General features: G+C 38.0%; 15 protein-coding genes. 12 read left to right on the forward strand and 3 right to left on the reverse strand.

The genetic code is table 11. From position 1 onward, the window contains the following. The first annotated feature begins 40 nt into the window (after positions 1-40). The gene (locus tag V7L01_RS12375; RefSeq protein WP_335035086.1) at positions 41-1,225 is read left to right on the forward strand and encodes a tyrosine-type recombinase/integrase; all 1,185 of its coding nucleotides are present in this window, start codon (positions 41-43) and stop codon (positions 1,223-1,225) included. Positions 1,226-1,407: 182 nt separating this feature from the next. Here the strand turns inward: V7L01_RS12375 and V7L01_RS12380 are convergent, their stop codons facing one another. The 3 genes from V7L01_RS12380 to V7L01_RS12390 form a co-directional block, all read right to left on the reverse strand. Next, positions 1,408-2,364, reverse strand: coding sequence for a hypothetical protein (locus tag V7L01_RS12380; RefSeq protein WP_335035088.1), 957 nt, complete (start codon positions 2,362-2,364; stop codon positions 1,408-1,410). A 207-nt stretch (positions 2,365-2,571) separates the two neighbouring features. Continuing rightward, positions 2,572-2,949 (reverse strand): surface-adhesin E family protein, encoded by a 378-nt coding sequence (locus tag V7L01_RS12385; RefSeq protein WP_335035090.1) that lies wholly within the window; start codon positions 2,947-2,949, stop codon positions 2,572-2,574. Between the two features lie 364 nt (positions 2,950-3,313). Then, positions 3,314-3,508 carry a hypothetical protein gene (locus tag V7L01_RS12390; RefSeq protein ID WP_099098922.1) on the reverse strand — a complete coding sequence of 65 codons (195 nt, stop codon included), beginning with the start codon at positions 3,506-3,508 and terminating at the stop codon, positions 3,314-3,316. A 124-nt stretch (positions 3,509-3,632) separates the two neighbouring features. On the opposite strand from V7L01_RS12390, the gene V7L01_RS12395 reads away from it, so the two are divergent. The 11 genes from V7L01_RS12395 (at position 3,633) to truB (ending at position 17,602) form a co-directional block, all read left to right on the forward strand. Beyond that, positions 3,633-4,010 carry a hypothetical protein gene (locus V7L01_RS12395; RefSeq protein ID WP_335035091.1) on the forward strand — a complete coding sequence of 126 codons (378 nt, stop codon included), beginning with the start codon at positions 3,633-3,635 and terminating at the stop codon, positions 4,008-4,010. Between the two features lie 326 nt (positions 4,011-4,336). Then, positions 4,337-4,765 carry a DUF3110 domain-containing protein gene (locus tag V7L01_RS12400; protein ID WP_335035092.1) on the forward strand — a complete coding sequence of 143 codons (429 nt, stop codon included), beginning with the start codon at positions 4,337-4,339 and terminating at the stop codon, positions 4,763-4,765. 258 nt (positions 4,766-5,023) lie between these two features. Further along, positions 5,024-5,950 carry an N-acetylmuramic acid 6-phosphate etherase gene (murQ, locus tag V7L01_RS12405; RefSeq protein ID WP_335035093.1) on the forward strand — a complete coding sequence of 309 codons (927 nt, stop codon included), beginning with the start codon at positions 5,024-5,026 and terminating at the stop codon, positions 5,948-5,950. A gap of 525 nt (positions 5,951-6,475) precedes the next feature. Continuing rightward, positions 6,476-7,675: a response regulator gene (locus V7L01_RS12410; RefSeq protein WP_335035095.1), complete on the forward strand. Its 1,200-nt coding sequence runs from the start codon at positions 6,476-6,478 to the stop codon at positions 7,673-7,675. Between the two features lie 349 nt (positions 7,676-8,024). Then, positions 8,025-8,390, forward strand: coding sequence for a response regulator transcription factor (locus tag V7L01_RS12415; RefSeq protein ID WP_335035097.1), 366 nt, complete (start codon positions 8,025-8,027; stop codon positions 8,388-8,390). 100 nt (positions 8,391-8,490) lie between these two features. Next, positions 8,491-8,964 (forward strand): chemotaxis protein CheW, encoded by a 474-nt coding sequence (locus V7L01_RS12420; RefSeq protein WP_335035099.1) that lies wholly within the window; start codon positions 8,491-8,493, stop codon positions 8,962-8,964. A 125-nt stretch (positions 8,965-9,089) separates the two neighbouring features. Beyond that, on the forward strand, positions 9,090-12,398 hold the full coding sequence (locus V7L01_RS12425; RefSeq protein WP_335035101.1) for a GAF domain-containing protein: 3,309 nt from the start codon (positions 9,090-9,092) through the stop codon (positions 12,396-12,398). 31 nt (positions 12,399-12,429) lie between these two features. Further along, positions 12,430-12,570: a hypothetical protein gene (locus tag V7L01_RS12430; protein ID WP_335035103.1), complete on the forward strand. Its 141-nt coding sequence runs from the start codon at positions 12,430-12,432 to the stop codon at positions 12,568-12,570. 50 nt (positions 12,571-12,620) lie between these two features. Next, the gene (locus V7L01_RS12435) at positions 12,621-12,752 is read left to right on the forward strand and encodes a hypothetical protein (RefSeq protein ID WP_335035105.1); all 132 of its coding nucleotides are present in this window, start codon (positions 12,621-12,623) and stop codon (positions 12,750-12,752) included. Positions 12,753-12,802: 50 nt separating this feature from the next. Next, positions 12,803-16,432: a hybrid sensor histidine kinase/response regulator gene (locus V7L01_RS12440; RefSeq protein ID WP_335035107.1), complete on the forward strand. Its 3,630-nt coding sequence runs from the start codon at positions 12,803-12,805 to the stop codon at positions 16,430-16,432. Positions 16,433-16,711: 279 nt separating this feature from the next. After that, positions 16,712-17,602, forward strand: a complete 891-nt coding sequence (truB, locus tag V7L01_RS12445; protein WP_335035237.1) for a tRNA pseudouridine(55) synthase TruB — start codon at positions 16,712-16,714, stop codon at positions 17,600-17,602. Positions 17,603-17,803 lie beyond the last annotated feature (201 nt).

Consider the following 17,803-nt stretch of genomic DNA (forward strand, 5'->3'; position numbering starts at 1 on the left):
AACTGACAAAGGTTCTCTCCGGCTTCAGTTCAGTACTAGGGTGAGTCAGGAGTTCTACGGCAAACGTCAAGCATATAAAGGATTAGGTAGAAGTGATACCCCAGAGAACAAGCAATGGGCTGATGGTATAGCTAGGCGGATACAAGCTGATATCGACCATCCAGACGGAGGATTATTCGATCCTACCCTAGCTAAGTATTTGGATATCAAGCCGATGTTAGCCACTGTTACTCAGTTACCGACTGCGAGAGCATTGCCTACATTGGGAGAGTTGTGGAGTAAATATATCGCTTGGAAGCTGCAAACACAACAAATTGCTGAGTCAACACATAGGACACTATACCAAACTACTTACACTACATTGCTAACACCTTTTTTAGATCAAGAGTTTGGAGAAGAAACAGCAAGTTTAATTATTAATACATTGAATGCAAAAAAAACTGGTAAGCACTTAATAAAAACTTTGTACGGTGCTTTGTCTTCTCTTTCCTTGTGGGCAATTAACAATAACTTAGGAATAAACCGAGATTATTTTAACGAGATTAAAGAATCTTATCGACTGCCTAAAAAATCACAACAGTTACAAGAGGAAGAAGATTATAAAGCTTATACTCTGGAAGAGAGAGATATAATTATCAATGCATTTTATGAATCAAATAAAAAACACGAAAGAGAAGTTGCGAATTTAATTGAATTTTTATTTCTTACTGGATGTAGACACGGAGAAGCATTCGCCCTTAGATGGAAAGATATTAAATTTGATTACGGATGGATAATTTTTGGTGAAAGTTATTCTTATTCATTGAAGAAAACTAAAACCACTAAAACAGAAATAATTAGATGGTTTAAAATGAAAGGGATGAATAGATTAATTAATCTATTAAAAACTTTGAAAGAAAAAACAGAAAATGATGATGAATTAGTTTTTAGTAACAAAGGCAAATACTATGACTCACCTAAGATTAGAGTAGCTTGGAACCACAATAACCGTGTAAATGAGGACGGAAAAGCCTACAGTTATCCTGGGGTTGTTAGTAGACTTGCCACTCAAGGATTAATACACGCTTATCTTAAGCCCTATTCTACTAGACATACTTTTATTAGTATTCAAGCTAACAATGGTGCTGATTTGGGATTATTAGCTGATAGTTGTGGTAACAGTGTAGACACTCTTATTAAGCATTATTTACAACCGGATAAGGAAAGAGTACTGAAAGACATCTAAGTAAATAGAGAAGTGTAGTTGAAATTACTCCAAGTAGAGACTCCAAGTAAATTAAAAACCTCTAGGAATAAGCATTCTAGAGGTTTTTTTGTATATGCCACCTACACTAAATAGCCGATCAACAACTAAAATCACACTTAGTAGTTTGAGGTCTTTTCTTATTGAAAGTTTTTATATTTGCCTCAAGGCTTATTAGCAAACTCCCATTCTTCTACGGCGTAATCTGCTATTTCTTTATAGCATCTACCTATATAAATATCACCATTGCCTAGTTTCTGAGTCTCCCGTAATGTTGCTATAAATGGCTTATTTTTACTACGCCAAACAATATTTGATTTGGTAATTACATTTGTAATTGGGCTTTCTCTGTAACCTCCCCAACACCATTTTATTGCACGTTCTAGCTTTACCCCATCCCATGTACCTAATTGAGGGTTTCTATTCAAAAGATTACTTAACAGCGATTTAATTATTAACTGTGTGTATGTTTTCCTTCCGTGTAATCTTGCAATCCTATTGAAGCCGATATTATTTTTTTGGTAATCTATATAAGCTGAAATAATGTTCTCTTTCGCTTTTTTGTTTATTGCACTATTATTTAAAATTTGATTTATAAATTGAGCAAAGGTTATATTAGTATTTTGAATTAAAGGTAAAATATCTTGAAGCTGTCGTAAGTAAATTTCTTCAGCTTTTGTCATACTTCTTCCTTCATTGTCTGCAATAATTAATTCAATAATATCCAAAAAATTATTTACTTTTCTCATTTCTACCTGAACTTTGAAATGAGATTTATCTTTATTAGCTTTTTCCAACAATTTCAGTAACGCAGTGACTCTATGCCTGCCTCCAATGATATAACTGTGTCGTATAGGGTTATCATCATCATTATCTTCTTCTCTTTCAAATTCTACGTATGCAATACTAGGTAATCTGAAAAATCTATTATGTTTTTTCAAACTATTCATAATATCGAGCAATCTTTTAGAATTTTCTTCAATAAGAGCTTGGTTAAAAGTTTTTTCAGTTCTTTCAAAAGCTTTTTCCAATTTCTCAGCCGTCATTATTCCTATATATGGTTCATAACCTTTTTCATAACTTATCCAGGTTTCTTGATTTTGAGAAAAACCATTCATCATTTTTTCCTTGTAATTTTATAGAAAAAGAGGAATTATATATTTTCTGTATTTACAGTTATAGTAACTTCGGCAATCGTTGTCTACTGGTTGAATACTAATCAATAGTAGAAGATTGTATGTTTGTTACTATTTCGTTAAAGTATTTAGTACCGTTGCATGGCATGTTAGGGTATTCTAGGGCGTTGGGAAGCTGTTAGGGCTAAGGCATTATTTACAAATTCCCTTTAAAATAAACTCTTGTTGGCTCCCTGGTATTGCATACTTCCAATCTAAAGGCTCTTTATTATCTTCCTGGGCTAATACTTCGCCACGATCGTTATAAAAAACAACGGTCAAGTTCTTGAAAGCCATTAAATCACAGCTAACGGCTTCATGGAAAATTACTGATTTTATATTGTCAGTAGAGATTGTTTTATAGATTATTTTTTGCCAAAAGAATGCAGGTTTGCCATTAACTTTAGTAATTCTGTCAACAAATGAAGCAAATTTATCGTTTTGATCTACAAAAACCCATTCGGCTTTGACTATCGTCGGAATAAATATCAAGGTAGATGCTATTGCTGCTATGGCTATTTTTTTTAACATACGAGTGATAAAACTATACTTCGGTTTTACCTACTAAGTAAAAAATATTGCAACAGTATAACTACTAAAACATCTGTAAAAACTTGCTAAAGAACAGGCGATTACTAATATCGGTCAAGCAGTTCTGACTAATTAGAGGTCAATTCCTTGTAGCCTGTGGATCATAGGGTCTACAGAAGCGCGTTGAAAATCAATCGGCACGGATGTGCTAAGGTTCTCACACAGTCAGAGATACACAGCCAGAGATACAGCTATAAATTTAAGGCTAGAGTCAATTTTCTAACCCTAGCCTTAAATTTGTTATATATAATATTGCTTTTCAACTATCTGTAGTTTAGACAGAATCTTAGAAATAAAGCTCCAATTACTGTTGCCTTCCTTTCTTTTCATCCAGTGCTTTTTGAATAGCTTCCCTACAAAATTCAGGAGGATTGTCTTGTTGCTGCACTTCCTCCTTCATAGATTTTGTCATGCGTAAGTTCATCTTCTCGGTAAGCGGTTCCTCTCGTTCTGACTTAATTGGCTTTAAATTTTCAGGAGTTCCTTTAGGATTAGGCATTATTGAGAGATGTAAATATAGCTTGAATCTTTTGGAAGCGAAACATTAGAGTGTTTATTCGGTGGGTACAGAAGCCTGAGAAACTTGTTACCCACCGATACCACTTTTAAGGAATGGTTACTCTATGTTTACACGTTCAGAACTCGAAAGTAAAACTATTCAGGAGTTACGTGATTTATGCCGTCGATATGGTCTTAAGCCTACTGGGAACTCAGGTTACAAGAATAGTTACATTGTAAGCTTGATGTCATTCCCAGCGATCGCACTTAAACAGATGGAAGACGGTAGAGGAATAAAAAGGTTAAGTTTTGAAGCATTCCAGAATATTGCCGCAGCATTAGATCAGATGAATGATCCGACTGATGAACAAGCAGCACTTATCAAGCTAACGATGGAAGAGAGAAGATTACGTGCGCCGCTATCCTGGGAACAGCAAAAGCTACTTAACCTCTACATAGCAAAACAGAAACTAGAAGAAGTCATGTATTTATTAGGTGAGTAAGTAGCTTAAAAATTTCAGATTAATAACTAAAGACTCTATATAGAGTCTTTTTTGTTTGTTTGTGACGAAAGTTCTTAGAGTAATAGTCTAAGAAGTACGGGGTAACTGATATATATTAGGATATTTATGTTTATGGTCTTTTCTGAGGTGAGAGATATGTGAGCATATATTGAGCATTGATATTTAGTAATTATTTATACCTAAAATAGAAAATTACTAGATAGATCAAATTACCAGAAATAGTAGTTCAAATGTACTAAAAAGTTAAATATTAGAAAATTAATAGAAGATAGAAAAATACAACCTGAAAGTATTGGTTTAACCTTATGATTACGCCTATGCGTGTTTTTGTGTTAATTTTTAATGCTCGAACAGAAAATGAGGGAATTCACACGATTCGGGAAGGCGATCGCAATAAAATTCTGATGTTCGAGTCAGAAGACGACGCCACGCGCTTTGCCTTGATGCTGGAAGCTCAGGATTTTCCCGCACCTACACCAGAGCCGATCGATGCTGAAGAAATCAAGGAATTTTGCGAAAGTGCTGGATATGAATGGGAAATCATCCCAGAAAACAGCAATTTGGTTGTCACTCCCCCAGAACTTAACGTCGAAAAAACCGACTGGCAAGTAGATGCCCAGAAGGAGGATACTGTTGAAGACACCTTCCCTCTCAATCAACAGCCACTAGAAGAACCAGAATTGTCTGATTCTGAACTAGAGAAGATTCGTCGCAAATTGGAAGGATTGTTGTAATTAGTCATTGGTCATTGGTGAGCCAGTGCGGTCTTCTCCCTTTGGGAGAGGCTAGCGCCAAGGGGGTTTCCCCCATGAGCAACTGGTGTTAGCGCAGCGTTAGCGATAGCGCAGCGTTAGCGAGGAACAAGCGTCGGCACGAGCGTCACCAGAAGGGTCATTGGTCATTAGCCATTGGTCGCTAACTGACTAATGACATAAGAACATAGACGCCCTTTGGGCGGCTTCCCGTAGGGTAGGACAGAGGACAAAGGACAAATGACAAATTTGCAGGAACGCGGGCATCTTTTAACGGAGCTGGTAAATTCTAACAGTCTTAACTTAGACCAGCTCAGTTCTTTGGAAATGGTAGAGCTGTTTAATAGCGAAGACGAAAAGGCAGTCGCAGCAGTTGCAGCGGCAAAAATTCAGTTGGCTGAAGCAATTGAGCGCACCGCAGAACGTTTGCGCCACGGAGGACGCCTATTTTATATTGGTGCGGGCACAAGTGGTCGGTTAGGAGTGTTAGATGCTGCTGAGTGTCCACCTACTTTTTGTACGCCCCCAGAGTTGGTACAGGGAATTATTGCTGGTGGCGCAGGGGCGCTGGTACGCAGTTCCGAGGATTTAGAAGACAGCATCGAAGATGGCGAAGCTGCGATCGCACAAAGACACATTACCCAGCTAGATGTCGTAGTTGGCATTACCGCTGGTGGTACAACACCTTATGTCCACGGTGCGCTTCATGCTGCTCGCCAGCGCGGAGCCATTACTATTTTTATCGCTTGTGTTCCAGCGGAACAAGTTAGCTTTGATGCCGATATTGACATTCGGCTATTGACAGGGCCAGAAATAATCGCCGGCTCAACTCGCCTGAAAGCTGGTACAGCCACGAAGTTAGCTTTAAATATCCTTTCGACTGGGGTGATGGTGAAGTTAGGCAAAGTGTATGGCAATCGGATGGTGGATGTGGCGGTAACAAATCAAAAGTTACGCGATCGCGCTTTGCGAATTTTGCAAGACTTCACAGGTTTAAGTCGGGAAGCTGCTGGCTTTTTACTAGAACGCAGTGGTAAATGGGTTAAGCTAGCGCTATTGATGCACTGGACTGGTTTGGAAAAAGACGAGGGCGATCGGCTTCTTTCAGAACACCAAAGTAATCTCAGGGCGGCTGTCGTCAGCTATGAAAACCCCAAGCAAGATTGAACAAATTTTCTAAATAAATACTCTATATATGGCTGCTACTTGTTTTAGTAGCACGCCTTTTTTAAGAAAAATGTTTCCTAGAAAAGCTGACAGTAAATAATATAGTTAAGAATAATAAACTTATATAAAGTTTTTAACATATATTGTCAATGTGAATAGCGAAAGCAGAACTATCTAGAGACTGCTAATCCTTTTTAAACCAAAATTCAGAACTTATACGGATATGATTCAGTATGAAAATTATTAAAATGATATATCAATACTGATTACATCATGATGTAGACTATGGCAACCCACTTGAGTCATAAATATTAGCAGAAAAGTAAAGTCTGCCAATAAAAACTCTATGCTAGATAAATTATTAACTAGCAGTAGTTTTGCTATCTTCCCATCTGCCTTGGTTTTAATAATCTTGATTTAGACTGGTATATACTAAATGTATTTGCACTTATTCACATATCTGCCGAGCGCTAAATAGCTAGTGTGGGTTTTCAAAGGTTGGCTTTTTAATAAAAGGAACAAACTATGTCCCACCAGGAAATTATTTCAAATAATCTAGTAAATGAATTTAAAACTTGCACTCAACTGCAATATAATGGCAAGTTAAATATTAAGAGTTCAAAGGGCAGCCAATGGACTTTTTACTATCGGCTGGGACGGATAGTTTGGGCAACAGGGGGAACTCATCCGTTCCGACGATGGCGTAGACACATGGCTCAAAATTGCCCCCAAATTGATGTTGATAAGTTGCAGTTACATTTGCAAGACCTATCAATCGATTACTGGGATTATCGCCTTCTAGAAATCTTCTATAAAAAACAGAAAATCCAGCGAGATCAGATTAATTCTATTGTCGATAACACGATAGCAGAACTATTATTTGACCTAGCTATGCAAGGAAATTTTGCTTCTATAAGTTGCAATCGCAGCCAAGAAGTTATCTTAGACACACCAATGAGCTTCACGAGTGCAGAAATGTCTGTAAAGCACATGCAAGACTCGTGGAAAATTTGGTCAGAAGCTGGTTTAGCAAATTTTTCTCCTGACTTAGCACCAGTTCTGCGCCAACCAGAACAACTTCAGCAGATGGTAAATCCATCTGTCTATAAAAACTTTGTAAATTTAATCAACGGCAAATTAACTCTGCGAGATTTAGCCATGAAAATGAAGCAGAATGTACTACCACTTACCCGTTCCTTACTTCCCTATATCCTGAAAGGAATCATTGAATTGGTGGAAGTACCTGACTTGCCCTTAGGAGTTACTGAAGCCAACAATAATTCTACCAGCACACAACCAAAGAAACGGATTGCTCCACTAGTGGCTTGTGTTGATGATAGCCCTCAGGTATGTAAAATGCTAGAGGATATTATCACTTCTAATGGATTGAGGTTTGTCAAGATTCAAGATGCTGTACAAGCTCTACCAACTCTCATTCAGGATAAACCGGACTTGATTTTCTTGGATTTGATTATGCCAGTTGCCAGTGGCTACGAAATTTGCACTCAGTTGCGACGAATATCTACCTTTGGCAACACACCAATAATTATATTAACAGGCAGTGATGGTCTTTTAGATAGAGTTCGTGCCAAAGTAGTTGGCTCTACAGATTTTCTGAGTAAACCTGTAGCGGCTGAAAAGGTAATGAGTATAGTACGTAAATATTTACCTACGCCGAGTGTATCCATCGAGAAGAATAAAGCTAATTTAGAGGTTTGTAATTAGGGAGAATTAGAAGCTATTTTTGATTCTGAATTCTTCTTCAAAATTTAGAGACTTTTCCACCTCGGAAAAAATTAAATTATTGAGGTGAAAAAACCTATTTTTTATTTCAAAAAAGTATATTAATTTATGTTTATTACGTACTTTTTCTGAGGTTGATACATAAAGATTGAATCAAAATTAGACAAATACAAATTTTTGTATTTATAGCAGTCCTATTTGATTTGTGAAATAGTGCTTAGGGCAAAGGGGTTAGGGCTAGTCTCTAGTCCCTTCTATGTCTTTTTTGAGGAATCATTTAGGATTTGTATATTTTGTTTACATTTTGATAAAGAGTTAACCAGTAATTACCATGAATACTGTTTTAGTTGTTGAAGATGGCTTAACAGATATGGAAATAATCAGCTGTTACTTGCAACAGGCAGGTTATTCTGTGATGAGCGCCAAAAGCAGTGAAGAGGCTCAAGAGAAAATAGATATAAATAAGCCAGATATAATATTTCTCGACGTTATTTTACCGGGAAAAAGTGGCTTTGAAATTTGCAGAGAACTAAAAATTAATCCCGAAACTAGCAAAATCCCTGTGGTTTTTTGCTCTACAAAAAATAGTGATGTAGATAAAATTTGGGGTAATATGTTGGGCGCTGATGGTTATCTATCAAAACCAATCGATCGAGAGGAATTAGTGGGGATTTTGAAGCGATTGATTAATAATTAATAATTTAATAAATAATCAATAAAAGTCACTAATTAGAAATTAAATAATAATTGCAAATAGTGGCTAAAGCTAAATCATCAAATACAAAGGATCGATAACTTTGGAAACCAAGGAAAAATTTTTAAGTTTTAATTTGGGAGTAAGTGATACAGCCGTAATTTCGTTACAACACATCACAGAAGTTTTGCAAGTATCATTACCAGAAATATGTGGCGTTCCTCAGATGCCCAGTAGCGTTTTGGGTATTTATAACTGGCGCGGTGAGATGCTTTGGTTAGTGGATTTAGAGGCAATGTTAGGTTATCCTCCAATTTCGCAAGGGCCAAATTTACTTTCAAGAATGATGGCGATTGTTCTGGAAAATAAGGGTAAGTATTTGGGTCTATTGGTGCGACAGCTTATAGATATTGAATGGCTGGATACTAACGAAATGAAACCTGCAAGTGCTGAATTATTTTATCCTAAAATATCACCTTTTTTACAGGGATACTTTATTAATAATTCTGAGGAGATGATTTTTAATTTAGATGCCATAACTATTATCCAAACTCCCACGTGGGGGATTCATAATTGAACATTTGCTAATGGGTAATTAGGGATATTTTTTTATAACTCCTAATCATTAATTACCAAATCCAAGCTCATTTCTCCCTGCGACACAACAAGTTATTATCCATTACAATTTTTGAGGTTAAACAAATGACATTTTTGTATAACAATAGCCATGATAATCAGCACCTAATCTCTGAATTAGAAAATCAAAATGGTAACCCTAATATAGCGAATATTGCTAGCAATGAAATAATTTTATTAAATGCGATCGCTCAGGAATTTAAAACTTGGCGGCGACAGTTGCAAGATATCGCAACTCATATGCGCCAAGCACCAGACCTTGAGACACTACTCAAAATAACTGTAGTGCAAATTAGAGAAAAGATTGGCTGCGATCGCGCCTTAATTTATCAGTTTACTTCCCTTGATTCAGGTAATGTTTTAGCAGAATCCAGAACACTAGGTTGGACGCCAACTTTAGGTGAAAATATTCCAGGAATTCTTTTTGGCTTACATACCAATCAAGACTATATAGAATCTGTAGTTATTGATGATATCAATCAGATACAACTTACCCCTTATCAAAAACAACTGCTAGATAAATTTCAAATTAAAGCTAGTTTGAGTTTACCGATTTTAGTAGAAGGCAAAGTGTGGGGGTTACTGGCAGTAAATAATTGCTACTCAATGCGACAGTGGCAAGAAGTAGAAATTAGTCTACTATCTCAAATTACAACAGAACTGACTTACAAATTGCAGAGCTTTGAATTTCAAAAAGAACAGCAACAGCGGATACTAGCAAAAAAATCGGTAGCTAAAGTCATCGACAAAATTCTCCGGGTATCAAATGTCGATAAGCTTTTTCAAACAACCACTCAAGAAGTACGTCAATTACTAAAATGCGATCGCGTCGGTGTCTATCGCTTCAAACCTGATTGGAGTGGCGAGTTTGTCGCTGAGTCGGTGGGTAATGGCTGGGTAAAAATGGTCGGCCCTGATTTTTACATGGTCTGGGAAGATAGCCACTTACAAGACACTCAAGGAGGACGTTATGCCAAGGGTGAAAGTTTTGTTGTCGATGACATTTATCAAATGGGCCATGCTCAATGTCACATTGACATTTTAGAGCAGTATGAAATGAAGGCTTACATCATTGCACCCATATTTGCTGGAGAAAAATTATGGGGTTTGTTGGCAGCTTACCAAAACTCTGGGCCTCGTGATTGGCAACCTTGGGAAGAAAGCTTTGTAACTCAAATTGGGTTGCAATTTGGTGTGGCTATCTCACAAAGTGAATATCTCGAACAAGTGCAGACGAAATCTGACCAACTAGCTCAAATAGTTGAACAAGAGAAAGTTTTCACTAAAATAGTCAACCGTATCCGCCAATCTTCAGATGTAGAAAGCGTCTTCAAAACAACCACTCAAGAAGTGCGTCAATCACTCCAATGCGATCGCGTCGCTGTCTATCGCTTTAACCCTGACTGGGGCGGCGAATTTGTGGCTGAGTCTGTGGCTACTGGTTGGACAAAACTGGTAGGCCCTGATATTAAAACCGTTTTAGACGATACCTACTTGCAAGAAACTAAGGGAGGTAGGTATGTCAGAGGTGAAAACTTTGTTGTAAATGACATCTATGAAGTAGGGCTTGCTCCCTGTCACATTGAGATTTTAGAGCAGTTTGAAGCCAAAGCTTACATAATTGTTCCGATATTCTTCGGAGAAAAATTGTGGGGTTTGCTAGCAGCGTATCAAAATTCCAGCGCCCGTGAATGGCAAACCTGGGAAGTGAATTTTTTGGTTCAGACTAGCTTGCAATTTAGCCTAGCTAAATCACAGATAGATTATTTGGAATTAGTGCGGGTGAAATCTGAGAAATTAGCTCAGATAGCAGAACAAGAGAAAGCTGTCACCAAGATCAGTAACCGCATCCGGCAATCTTTAAATGTAGAAGAAATCTTCAAAACAACCACTCAAGAAGTAAGGCAATTACTGCGATGCGATCGCGTCGGTGTGTATCGTTTCAACCCTGATTGGAGTGGTGAATTTGTCGCCGAGTCAGCAGGTCATCTTTGGGTAAAACTGGTAGGCCCCGATATCAAAACCGTCTGGGAAGATACCCACTTACAAGAAACTCAGGGAGGTCGATATGCCCAAGGAGAAAACTTTGTTGTAAATGACATTTATCAGGTAGGTCATTCTCCTTGCCACATTGAAGTTTTAGAGCAATTTGAAGCCAAAGCTTATGTAATTGTTCCTGTATTTGCTGGCGAACAATTGTGGGGCTTGCTGGCAGCTTATCAAAATTCGGGAACTCGTGATTGGGAAGAGTCGGAAGTCATTTTGCTAGCACGCATTGGCAGCCAGTTAGGATTGGCATTACAACATACCGAATATTTGCAACAAGTACAAGCGCAGTCAGCAAAATTAGCAGAAGCAGCAGCACGAGAAAAGGCAGCCAAGGAGTTACTCCAACAACGATCAATTCAACTCCTAACAGCCCTTAGACCCGCTCTCAATGGCGACTTAACGGTACGCGCACCGATTACAGAAGACGAGCTAGGCACGATCGCTGATGCTTACAATAATACTCTGCAAGCACTGCGGCAAATTGTTGTTCAAGTACAAGGGGCTGCTCAACAAGTTGCCCAAACTTCTAGCAATAGCGAGTCTTCACTAGCGGGACTGACCAATCTGGCACAACAACAATCTGAGGAAATTACCGCAGCATTAGGCGAAATTCAACAGATGGTTGACTCTACTCAAGCTGTGGTAGCGAATGCTGAATTAGTGCAACTAGCAGTGCAACAAGCCAATCAAACTGTAGAGTCTGGCGATACTGCGATGAACCTGACTGTGAAAGCAATCCAAGGAATTCGCGAAACCGTTGCTCAAACCAGCAAAAAGATTAAACGCCTCAGCGAATCTTCGCAAAAAATCTCCAAAGTGGTGAATTTGATTGGAAATTTTGCCACACAGACAAACGTACTGGCTCTGAATGCAGCCATTGAAGCCACCCGTGCCGGTGAATATGGCAAAGGCTTTGCGGTTGTAGCTGATGAAGTCCGTTCTTTATCTCGCCAGTCAGCAGCAGCAACCATCGAAATTGAAAAATTAGTCCAGGAGATTCAAGCAGAAACGGGAGAAGTTGCAGTAGCGATGGAAACTGGTATTCAACAGGTGGTAGAAGGTACAAATCTGGTCAGTGATACTCGCCAAAACTTAAATGCGATCGTTTCTGCAACTGCCGAAATTAGTCAGCTAATCGAGCGAATCACCGCAGCGACTCAAAAACAAATGACGCAATCTGTAACAGTAACTAAATCAATGCAAGATGTAGCAGAAATTGCTAACAAAACTTTTGCTGAATCTCAACAAATTGCGACTGTGTTCCAAGATTTATCAGGCATGGCACAAGAGCTATTAGTAACTGCTAGTAAGTTTAAAGTCAAATAAATTTTAGATTTTAGACTTTAGATTTTGGATTATGAATGAGGAGGACTTTAAGCAAAGAACAAAGCAGCTAGCATTGCGAGTAATCCGCTTAGTAGAAAGCCAGTCCACAGAGCCGAACGGCAGAGGTAATTGGCAAGCAGCTAATCCGTTCGGCAACATCTGTGGGAGCTAACTATCGGTCGCCGTGGTAAGTCAACTGCCGATGTCATTGCTAAACTCAGCTTGGTAGAGGAAGAAGTCGATGAAAGTCTTTATTGGATGGAACTCATCGTTGAGGTTGGGTTATTACCTTTGGAAAAAGTAAGCAACTTGATGTCAGAAAATACCGAAATTATGGCAATGACAGTTGCATAAATCAAAACTTTGCGTAACAAATCAAAATTCCAAAATTTAAAATCTAAAATATGATTACAGATAACGAAATTCGGGAACAAGGATACATCTACTTTCTGGCTGAAGCCCCAGAATTAGTCCAAATTATTGAACAAGAACTATTTAGCTTGTCAGAAGGTTATAGCACTGCCAAAGTTCATAACTTAATGCGGGCTACTCATACGCTTAAAGGTGGCGCTGCTAATGTTGGGCTAGAAGTAATTAAGATGATAGCCCATTTTTTAGAAGATGTATTTAAGGCTCTCTATAATCCAACAGTAGTTGTTGATACAGAATTACAAACACTTTTGTTACAAGGTTATGAGTGCCTGAGCATAGCATTAAATACCGAGCTAATAGGCAGTACTGTTAATGATGAAGAGTTGCTCCATCGAGCAACTTCAGTGTTTGCACAGTTGCAGGACAAACTGGGTGATGCATTTGGTGCTGAATCTCATATCCCCACTTCTGAAGAATTGGGGTTTGATATTGTGCAGTCTGTTTTTGAAGTCGGAGTAGAACAACGTCTAAACAGTATTGCTGACGCTGTTAACAACTCACCAAATAATGAAGAATTTATCGAGTTTTTACACTCTCAAGCTGAGGTGTTTCTCGGTTTAGCAGAATCTTTAAATTTACCTGGATTGGGAGAAATTTCCCAAACAATTTTGTCAGCGCTGCAAGCAAATCCCGCTCAGGTGCAGCAAATTGCAGAAATTGCCCTTGTAGATTTGCAACAATCACAAAAATTGGTACTAGAAGGCGATCGCACATCTGGTGGAAAACCTTCTCCAGGTTTGCAAAAACTCACAGAAGTGGCAAATAATGAGTTATCTGAAGAATTACAAAATAATTCATCTACTAGCGCATTTGTCATCAATGAAGAGCAATTTTATCAGTTTCTCACTACATCAGATAATAATAAAAACGAATCCGTTAACCCAACAACTGCCAAGTTTTATCTAAAAGTAATTCGCTATATTTTTGGCTGGTTTAATCACCAGATGGAAATACCTGAACCAGAACTTAGTTTAAATTTACTAGTTCCCACTTTAGAAAGAAAAACTCTACTTAAGTATATCGAAAATTGGCTGAGAAATTTTCTTGATTTTGTCCAAGATGAAGAAGATAGTCAAAGCCTTTGTATTTATCGGCATGGTATCATTTTAATTATCCTATTTGCAGTTGCAAAATTCCAATATTCTCTTAAACCATCTGATAGCTACCTCTCGGTAATTAAAATACTACAGAACCAAATTCATAAATTAGCAAAAGAATATAAAAATTATCCTCCTGTTGCTGGCGAAGAGAAAAATTGGCTTGATAGTCCCAAGTTACAAACACTGCTAGTTCTTAAGGAAATATCTAAATCTCTATCTTCGGAAACAACTGATAACCTACTAGAAGCAATATGGGGAGAAGAAGCTAGCCAAAACCTTGCTGCTGAAGTTGTAACCACCCAGACTGATGATTCTTCAGAAAAGCTTGATTCATTAACTGTTAGCGAGCAAGTAGTTATAGATGTTTCAGAAACAGCTATTGAAATCATCCCTGATTTGGCTACACAAATCAACAAAGAAATAGAAGATAAATCACAGTACGTTCAAACTAAAAATTTTCGCCAACCTTCATTTATACGAGTAGATACAGAGAGACTGCAACAGCTCAATTATCTAGCTGGAGAATTGCTGATTTACCAAAAACGGCGTAGCTTGCAAGATGAACAGGTCAAAGAAATAACTGAGCAATTAATACAGCAACTAACTAGACACCAAACAACTTTAAATGAATTACGCGATCTACCATTACAAATACAAAATATTACCTCACAACAAACGCAAAGTTTTGCAGTGGATTTTGACTCTCTAGAAATGGATGTATATACAGAATTTCACATGACATTGCATGAAGCAATAGAAGAGACACTGCAACTACAAGAAACCACAGAGTCTCTTGACTTGCTTCTGACACAAGCTACTCAAATTAGCGATCAAAAAGAGAATTTAACTCTTAATATTATAGATAGCTTAGTAGATGCACGAATGTCGCCTTTGGGCAATATCCTGAATCGCTTCCCCCATATGGTAGATAAGTTGGGGAATGTTCATGCCAAACTTGTAGAATTGAAACTTAATGGTACTGAGGTACTAGTAGATAAAGCGATCGCAGAAAAGCTTTACGATCCCTTATTACACTTAGTGCGTAATGCTTTTGACCACGGTATTGAAGCTCCCCAAGTTCGCCGAGAGCTTGGTAAACCAGAACAAGGTTTAATCGAAATCTGCGCCTATCATCAGGGTAGCCAAACTGTTATCGAAGTTCGGGATGATGGTCAGGGATTGAATTTAGACAGAATTCGCAGAAAAGCTATTGAATTTTATCCCATACAAACTGAAGAAAAAACTAGAAGTTTTGCTTCTAATCTGGCTGAACCTGAACTTTTAGATTTGATATTCTGGCCAGGTTTTTCTACTGCCGATAAAGTAAGTGAAATCTCTGGGCGCGGTATGGGGTTAGATATTGTGCGTACTCAGATGCACGCACTCAACGGCTCAATTTCAGTTCAATCCTTACCCAACCAAGGAACAATATTCATACTCAAAATACCTTTTTCTATGACTACAGAAAAATTAATGCTAGTTCAAGCCAAAGGCGTTGTTTATGCACTTCTTTTGGATAGTATCGAAAAAATATTGATTCCCTCCGAACAACAGATTAAAGAAATTGAAGGAAAAAAAGTCTTATATTTGAACACAGACAATGATGAAACTATGGTCAGCCTCCGTCAACTTTCAAAGTTGATTAATTATAATGGTTCATCTTTTAATAGTGAGGCTCCATACAACACATCAAATACTCACGACCCAAGCATAGCCAAAAATCCGGTGCTTTTACTACGACGAAATCAGGCAAAGGTTGCTTTAGAAGTTGACCAAATAATTGGCGAACAAGAACTGGTAATTAGACCTTTAGGAAATGCGATCGCACCGCCAAAATATATTTATGGTTGTAGTAGTTTAGCCAATGGTAACCTCATCTTAGTAATTGATGCTTCTTTGCTAGTAAAGTCTAGCGAAATCCAACAAACAACACTTGATATCAGGGCGCTACCAGTCGCTTCTTCCTCAAATAAAAAGGCGTTGCCGATATCAGGACATACTTTTTCATCTACACCATTACTTGTTGCATCTACTTCCACAACAACTATAGAAACCCAACCTAGTTATTCTCAAGAGTCAGATAATAAATTACCAAAAGTTGTTTTAGTAGTAGATGACGCAATTAGCCTCCGGCAAACTCTCTCTCTGACTCTGCAAAAATCTGGCTATCATGTAATACAAGCTCAAAATGGTGTAGAAGCTCTAGAAAAATTGCAGTTACATCCTGAAATTCAAGTTGTCGTCTCAGATTTAGAGATGCCACGAATGAATGGTTTTGAGTTGTTGAGCAATTTCCGCCAATACCCAAATTTAGCAAAAATCCCTGTAGTGATTCTCACATCTCGCAGCGCTGAAAAACATCGTCAGCTTGCCCAAGAATTGGGTGCAAGGGCTTACTTGACTAAGCCTTATTTAGAGCATGAGTTTCTTTCTAGAATTAAGACTTTAATTAATAGTAATCCAGATGATTTAAATCATTTACTCGTAGCGACAAATCATTAAAATTAATCTTAATTTTAGTTGACATTACTTTCGAGATATGATGCACCCGCCCTTTAGAGGTCTGAAATTATTGGAGTAATACTTAGAGAACTCTAAGGATATAGGATAGAGATATGCTTTTATTCCTCTTTGCCCGATAACGGGGTTGAGAGGGTGAGCATTTTCTGAATTACAATAAGTATAATTTTATACTAAATAATTTATGCTTGAATGCTAGAATTAAGATATTTGAGCATTAGACGAGCATTTGAGAGAGAAAAGACTAAAAGTATTGCTATTGTGTTATCTCAAGGTTTTCTTAACTTAAACAAACCATTTGACTGGACTTCCCACGACTGCGTAGCGCGGGTGCGAAAATTGTTGCGCCTCAAACGTGTGGGACACGCGGGAACTTTAGATCCAGCAGCTACAGGGGTTTTACCAATCGCGCTTGGTAAAGCCACAAGATTATTGCAGTATCTGCCAGAAAACAAAGCTTACAAAGCCACTATTCGGCTGGGTGTGCGTACTACAACCGATGATTTACAAGGTGAAATCATCACTTCTCAACCTTGTGCTGGATTGAGTTTGGCAGAGGTGAAAACTGCACTGGCACAATTTAAAGGCAAGATTGAGCAAATACCACCTAGTTACAGTGCAATCCAAGTGGATGGTAAACGTCTCTACGACTTAGCACGTCAAGGAAAAACGGTGGAAGTTCCAGTGCGAACAGTGGAAGTTTTTCAGATAGATATTTTGGACTGGAGAGAAGGCGATTTTCCCGAATTGGATGTGGCGATCGCCTGTGGTTCTGGTACATATATTAGAGCGATCGCTCGTGACTTAGGCGCAATTTTAGAAACTGGTGGCACTCTTGCGGCTTTAATTCGCACCCAAAGCAGTGGTTTCGATTTAACAGATAGTCTCACTTTGACAGATTTAGAAACTAAACTGCAAGCCGGAATATTTCAAGTGATTTGTCCAGATGCAGCTTTACAACATTTGTCATCTGTGACTTTACCAGCAACATCTGCTCAAAAATGGTGTCAAGGACAGCGAATTTCTCTAACTTTTGATGTTTCTGAAATAGTGCGAGTTTATGATGAAGAGACTCGTTTTTTAGGTATTGGGCAATTACAAGTACAAGACCAAGTGTTGATTCCCCAAATGGTTTATGAACCGATTACTTAAAACCGTACTAAATTGAAGGTCTGAATTTTAATACAGAGTTCGACCGCAATGTGTAAAATTATCTTTATTAATTAAATGGTAATTTTACCAAATAATTGGGCAGATATTTAACCTGAAATTAGATGTCAAACAACCAGTGGTTTGCTAGTTTTGTTTAGCCAAAATCAAATAAAACTGGGAATAGAATATGAGCAAAACGCC

Source organism: Nostoc sp., assembly GCF_036917095.1.
GTDB lineage: Bacteria > Cyanobacteriota > Cyanobacteriia > Cyanobacteriales > Nostocaceae > Nostoc.

Excerpts from the sequence above, each read along its gene's own strand:
- V7L01_RS12425 (WP_335035101.1), top strand. The coding sequence starts at position 9,090 with ATGACATTTTTGTATAACAATAGCCATGATAATCAGCACCTAATCTCT.
- V7L01_RS12385 (WP_335035090.1), bottom strand. The coding sequence starts at position 2,949 with ATGTTAAAAAAAATAGCCATAGCAGCAATAGCATCTACCTTGATATTT.
- V7L01_RS12440 (WP_335035107.1), top strand. The coding sequence starts at position 12,803 with ATGATTACAGATAACGAAATTCGGGAACAAGGATACATCTACTTTCTG.
- murQ (WP_335035093.1), top strand. The coding sequence starts at position 5,024 with ATGACAAATTTGCAGGAACGCGGGCATCTTTTAACGGAGCTGGTAAAT.
- V7L01_RS12390 (WP_099098922.1), bottom strand. The coding sequence starts at position 3,508 with ATGCCTAATCCTAAAGGAACTCCTGAAAATTTAAAGCCAATTAAGTCA.
- V7L01_RS12410 (WP_335035095.1), top strand. The coding sequence starts at position 6,476 with ATGTCCCACCAGGAAATTATTTCAAATAATCTAGTAAATGAATTTAAA.
- V7L01_RS12430 (WP_335035103.1), top strand. The coding sequence starts at position 12,430 with ATGAATGAGGAGGACTTTAAGCAAAGAACAAAGCAGCTAGCATTGCGA.
- V7L01_RS12395 (WP_335035091.1), top strand. The coding sequence starts at position 3,633 with ATGTTTACACGTTCAGAACTCGAAAGTAAAACTATTCAGGAGTTACGT.
- V7L01_RS12400 (WP_335035092.1), top strand. The coding sequence starts at position 4,337 with ATGATTACGCCTATGCGTGTTTTTGTGTTAATTTTTAATGCTCGAACA.
- V7L01_RS12415 (WP_335035097.1), top strand. The coding sequence starts at position 8,025 with ATGAATACTGTTTTAGTTGTTGAAGATGGCTTAACAGATATGGAAATA.
- V7L01_RS12380 (WP_335035088.1), bottom strand. The coding sequence starts at position 2,364 with ATGATGAATGGTTTTTCTCAAAATCAAGAAACCTGGATAAGTTATGAA.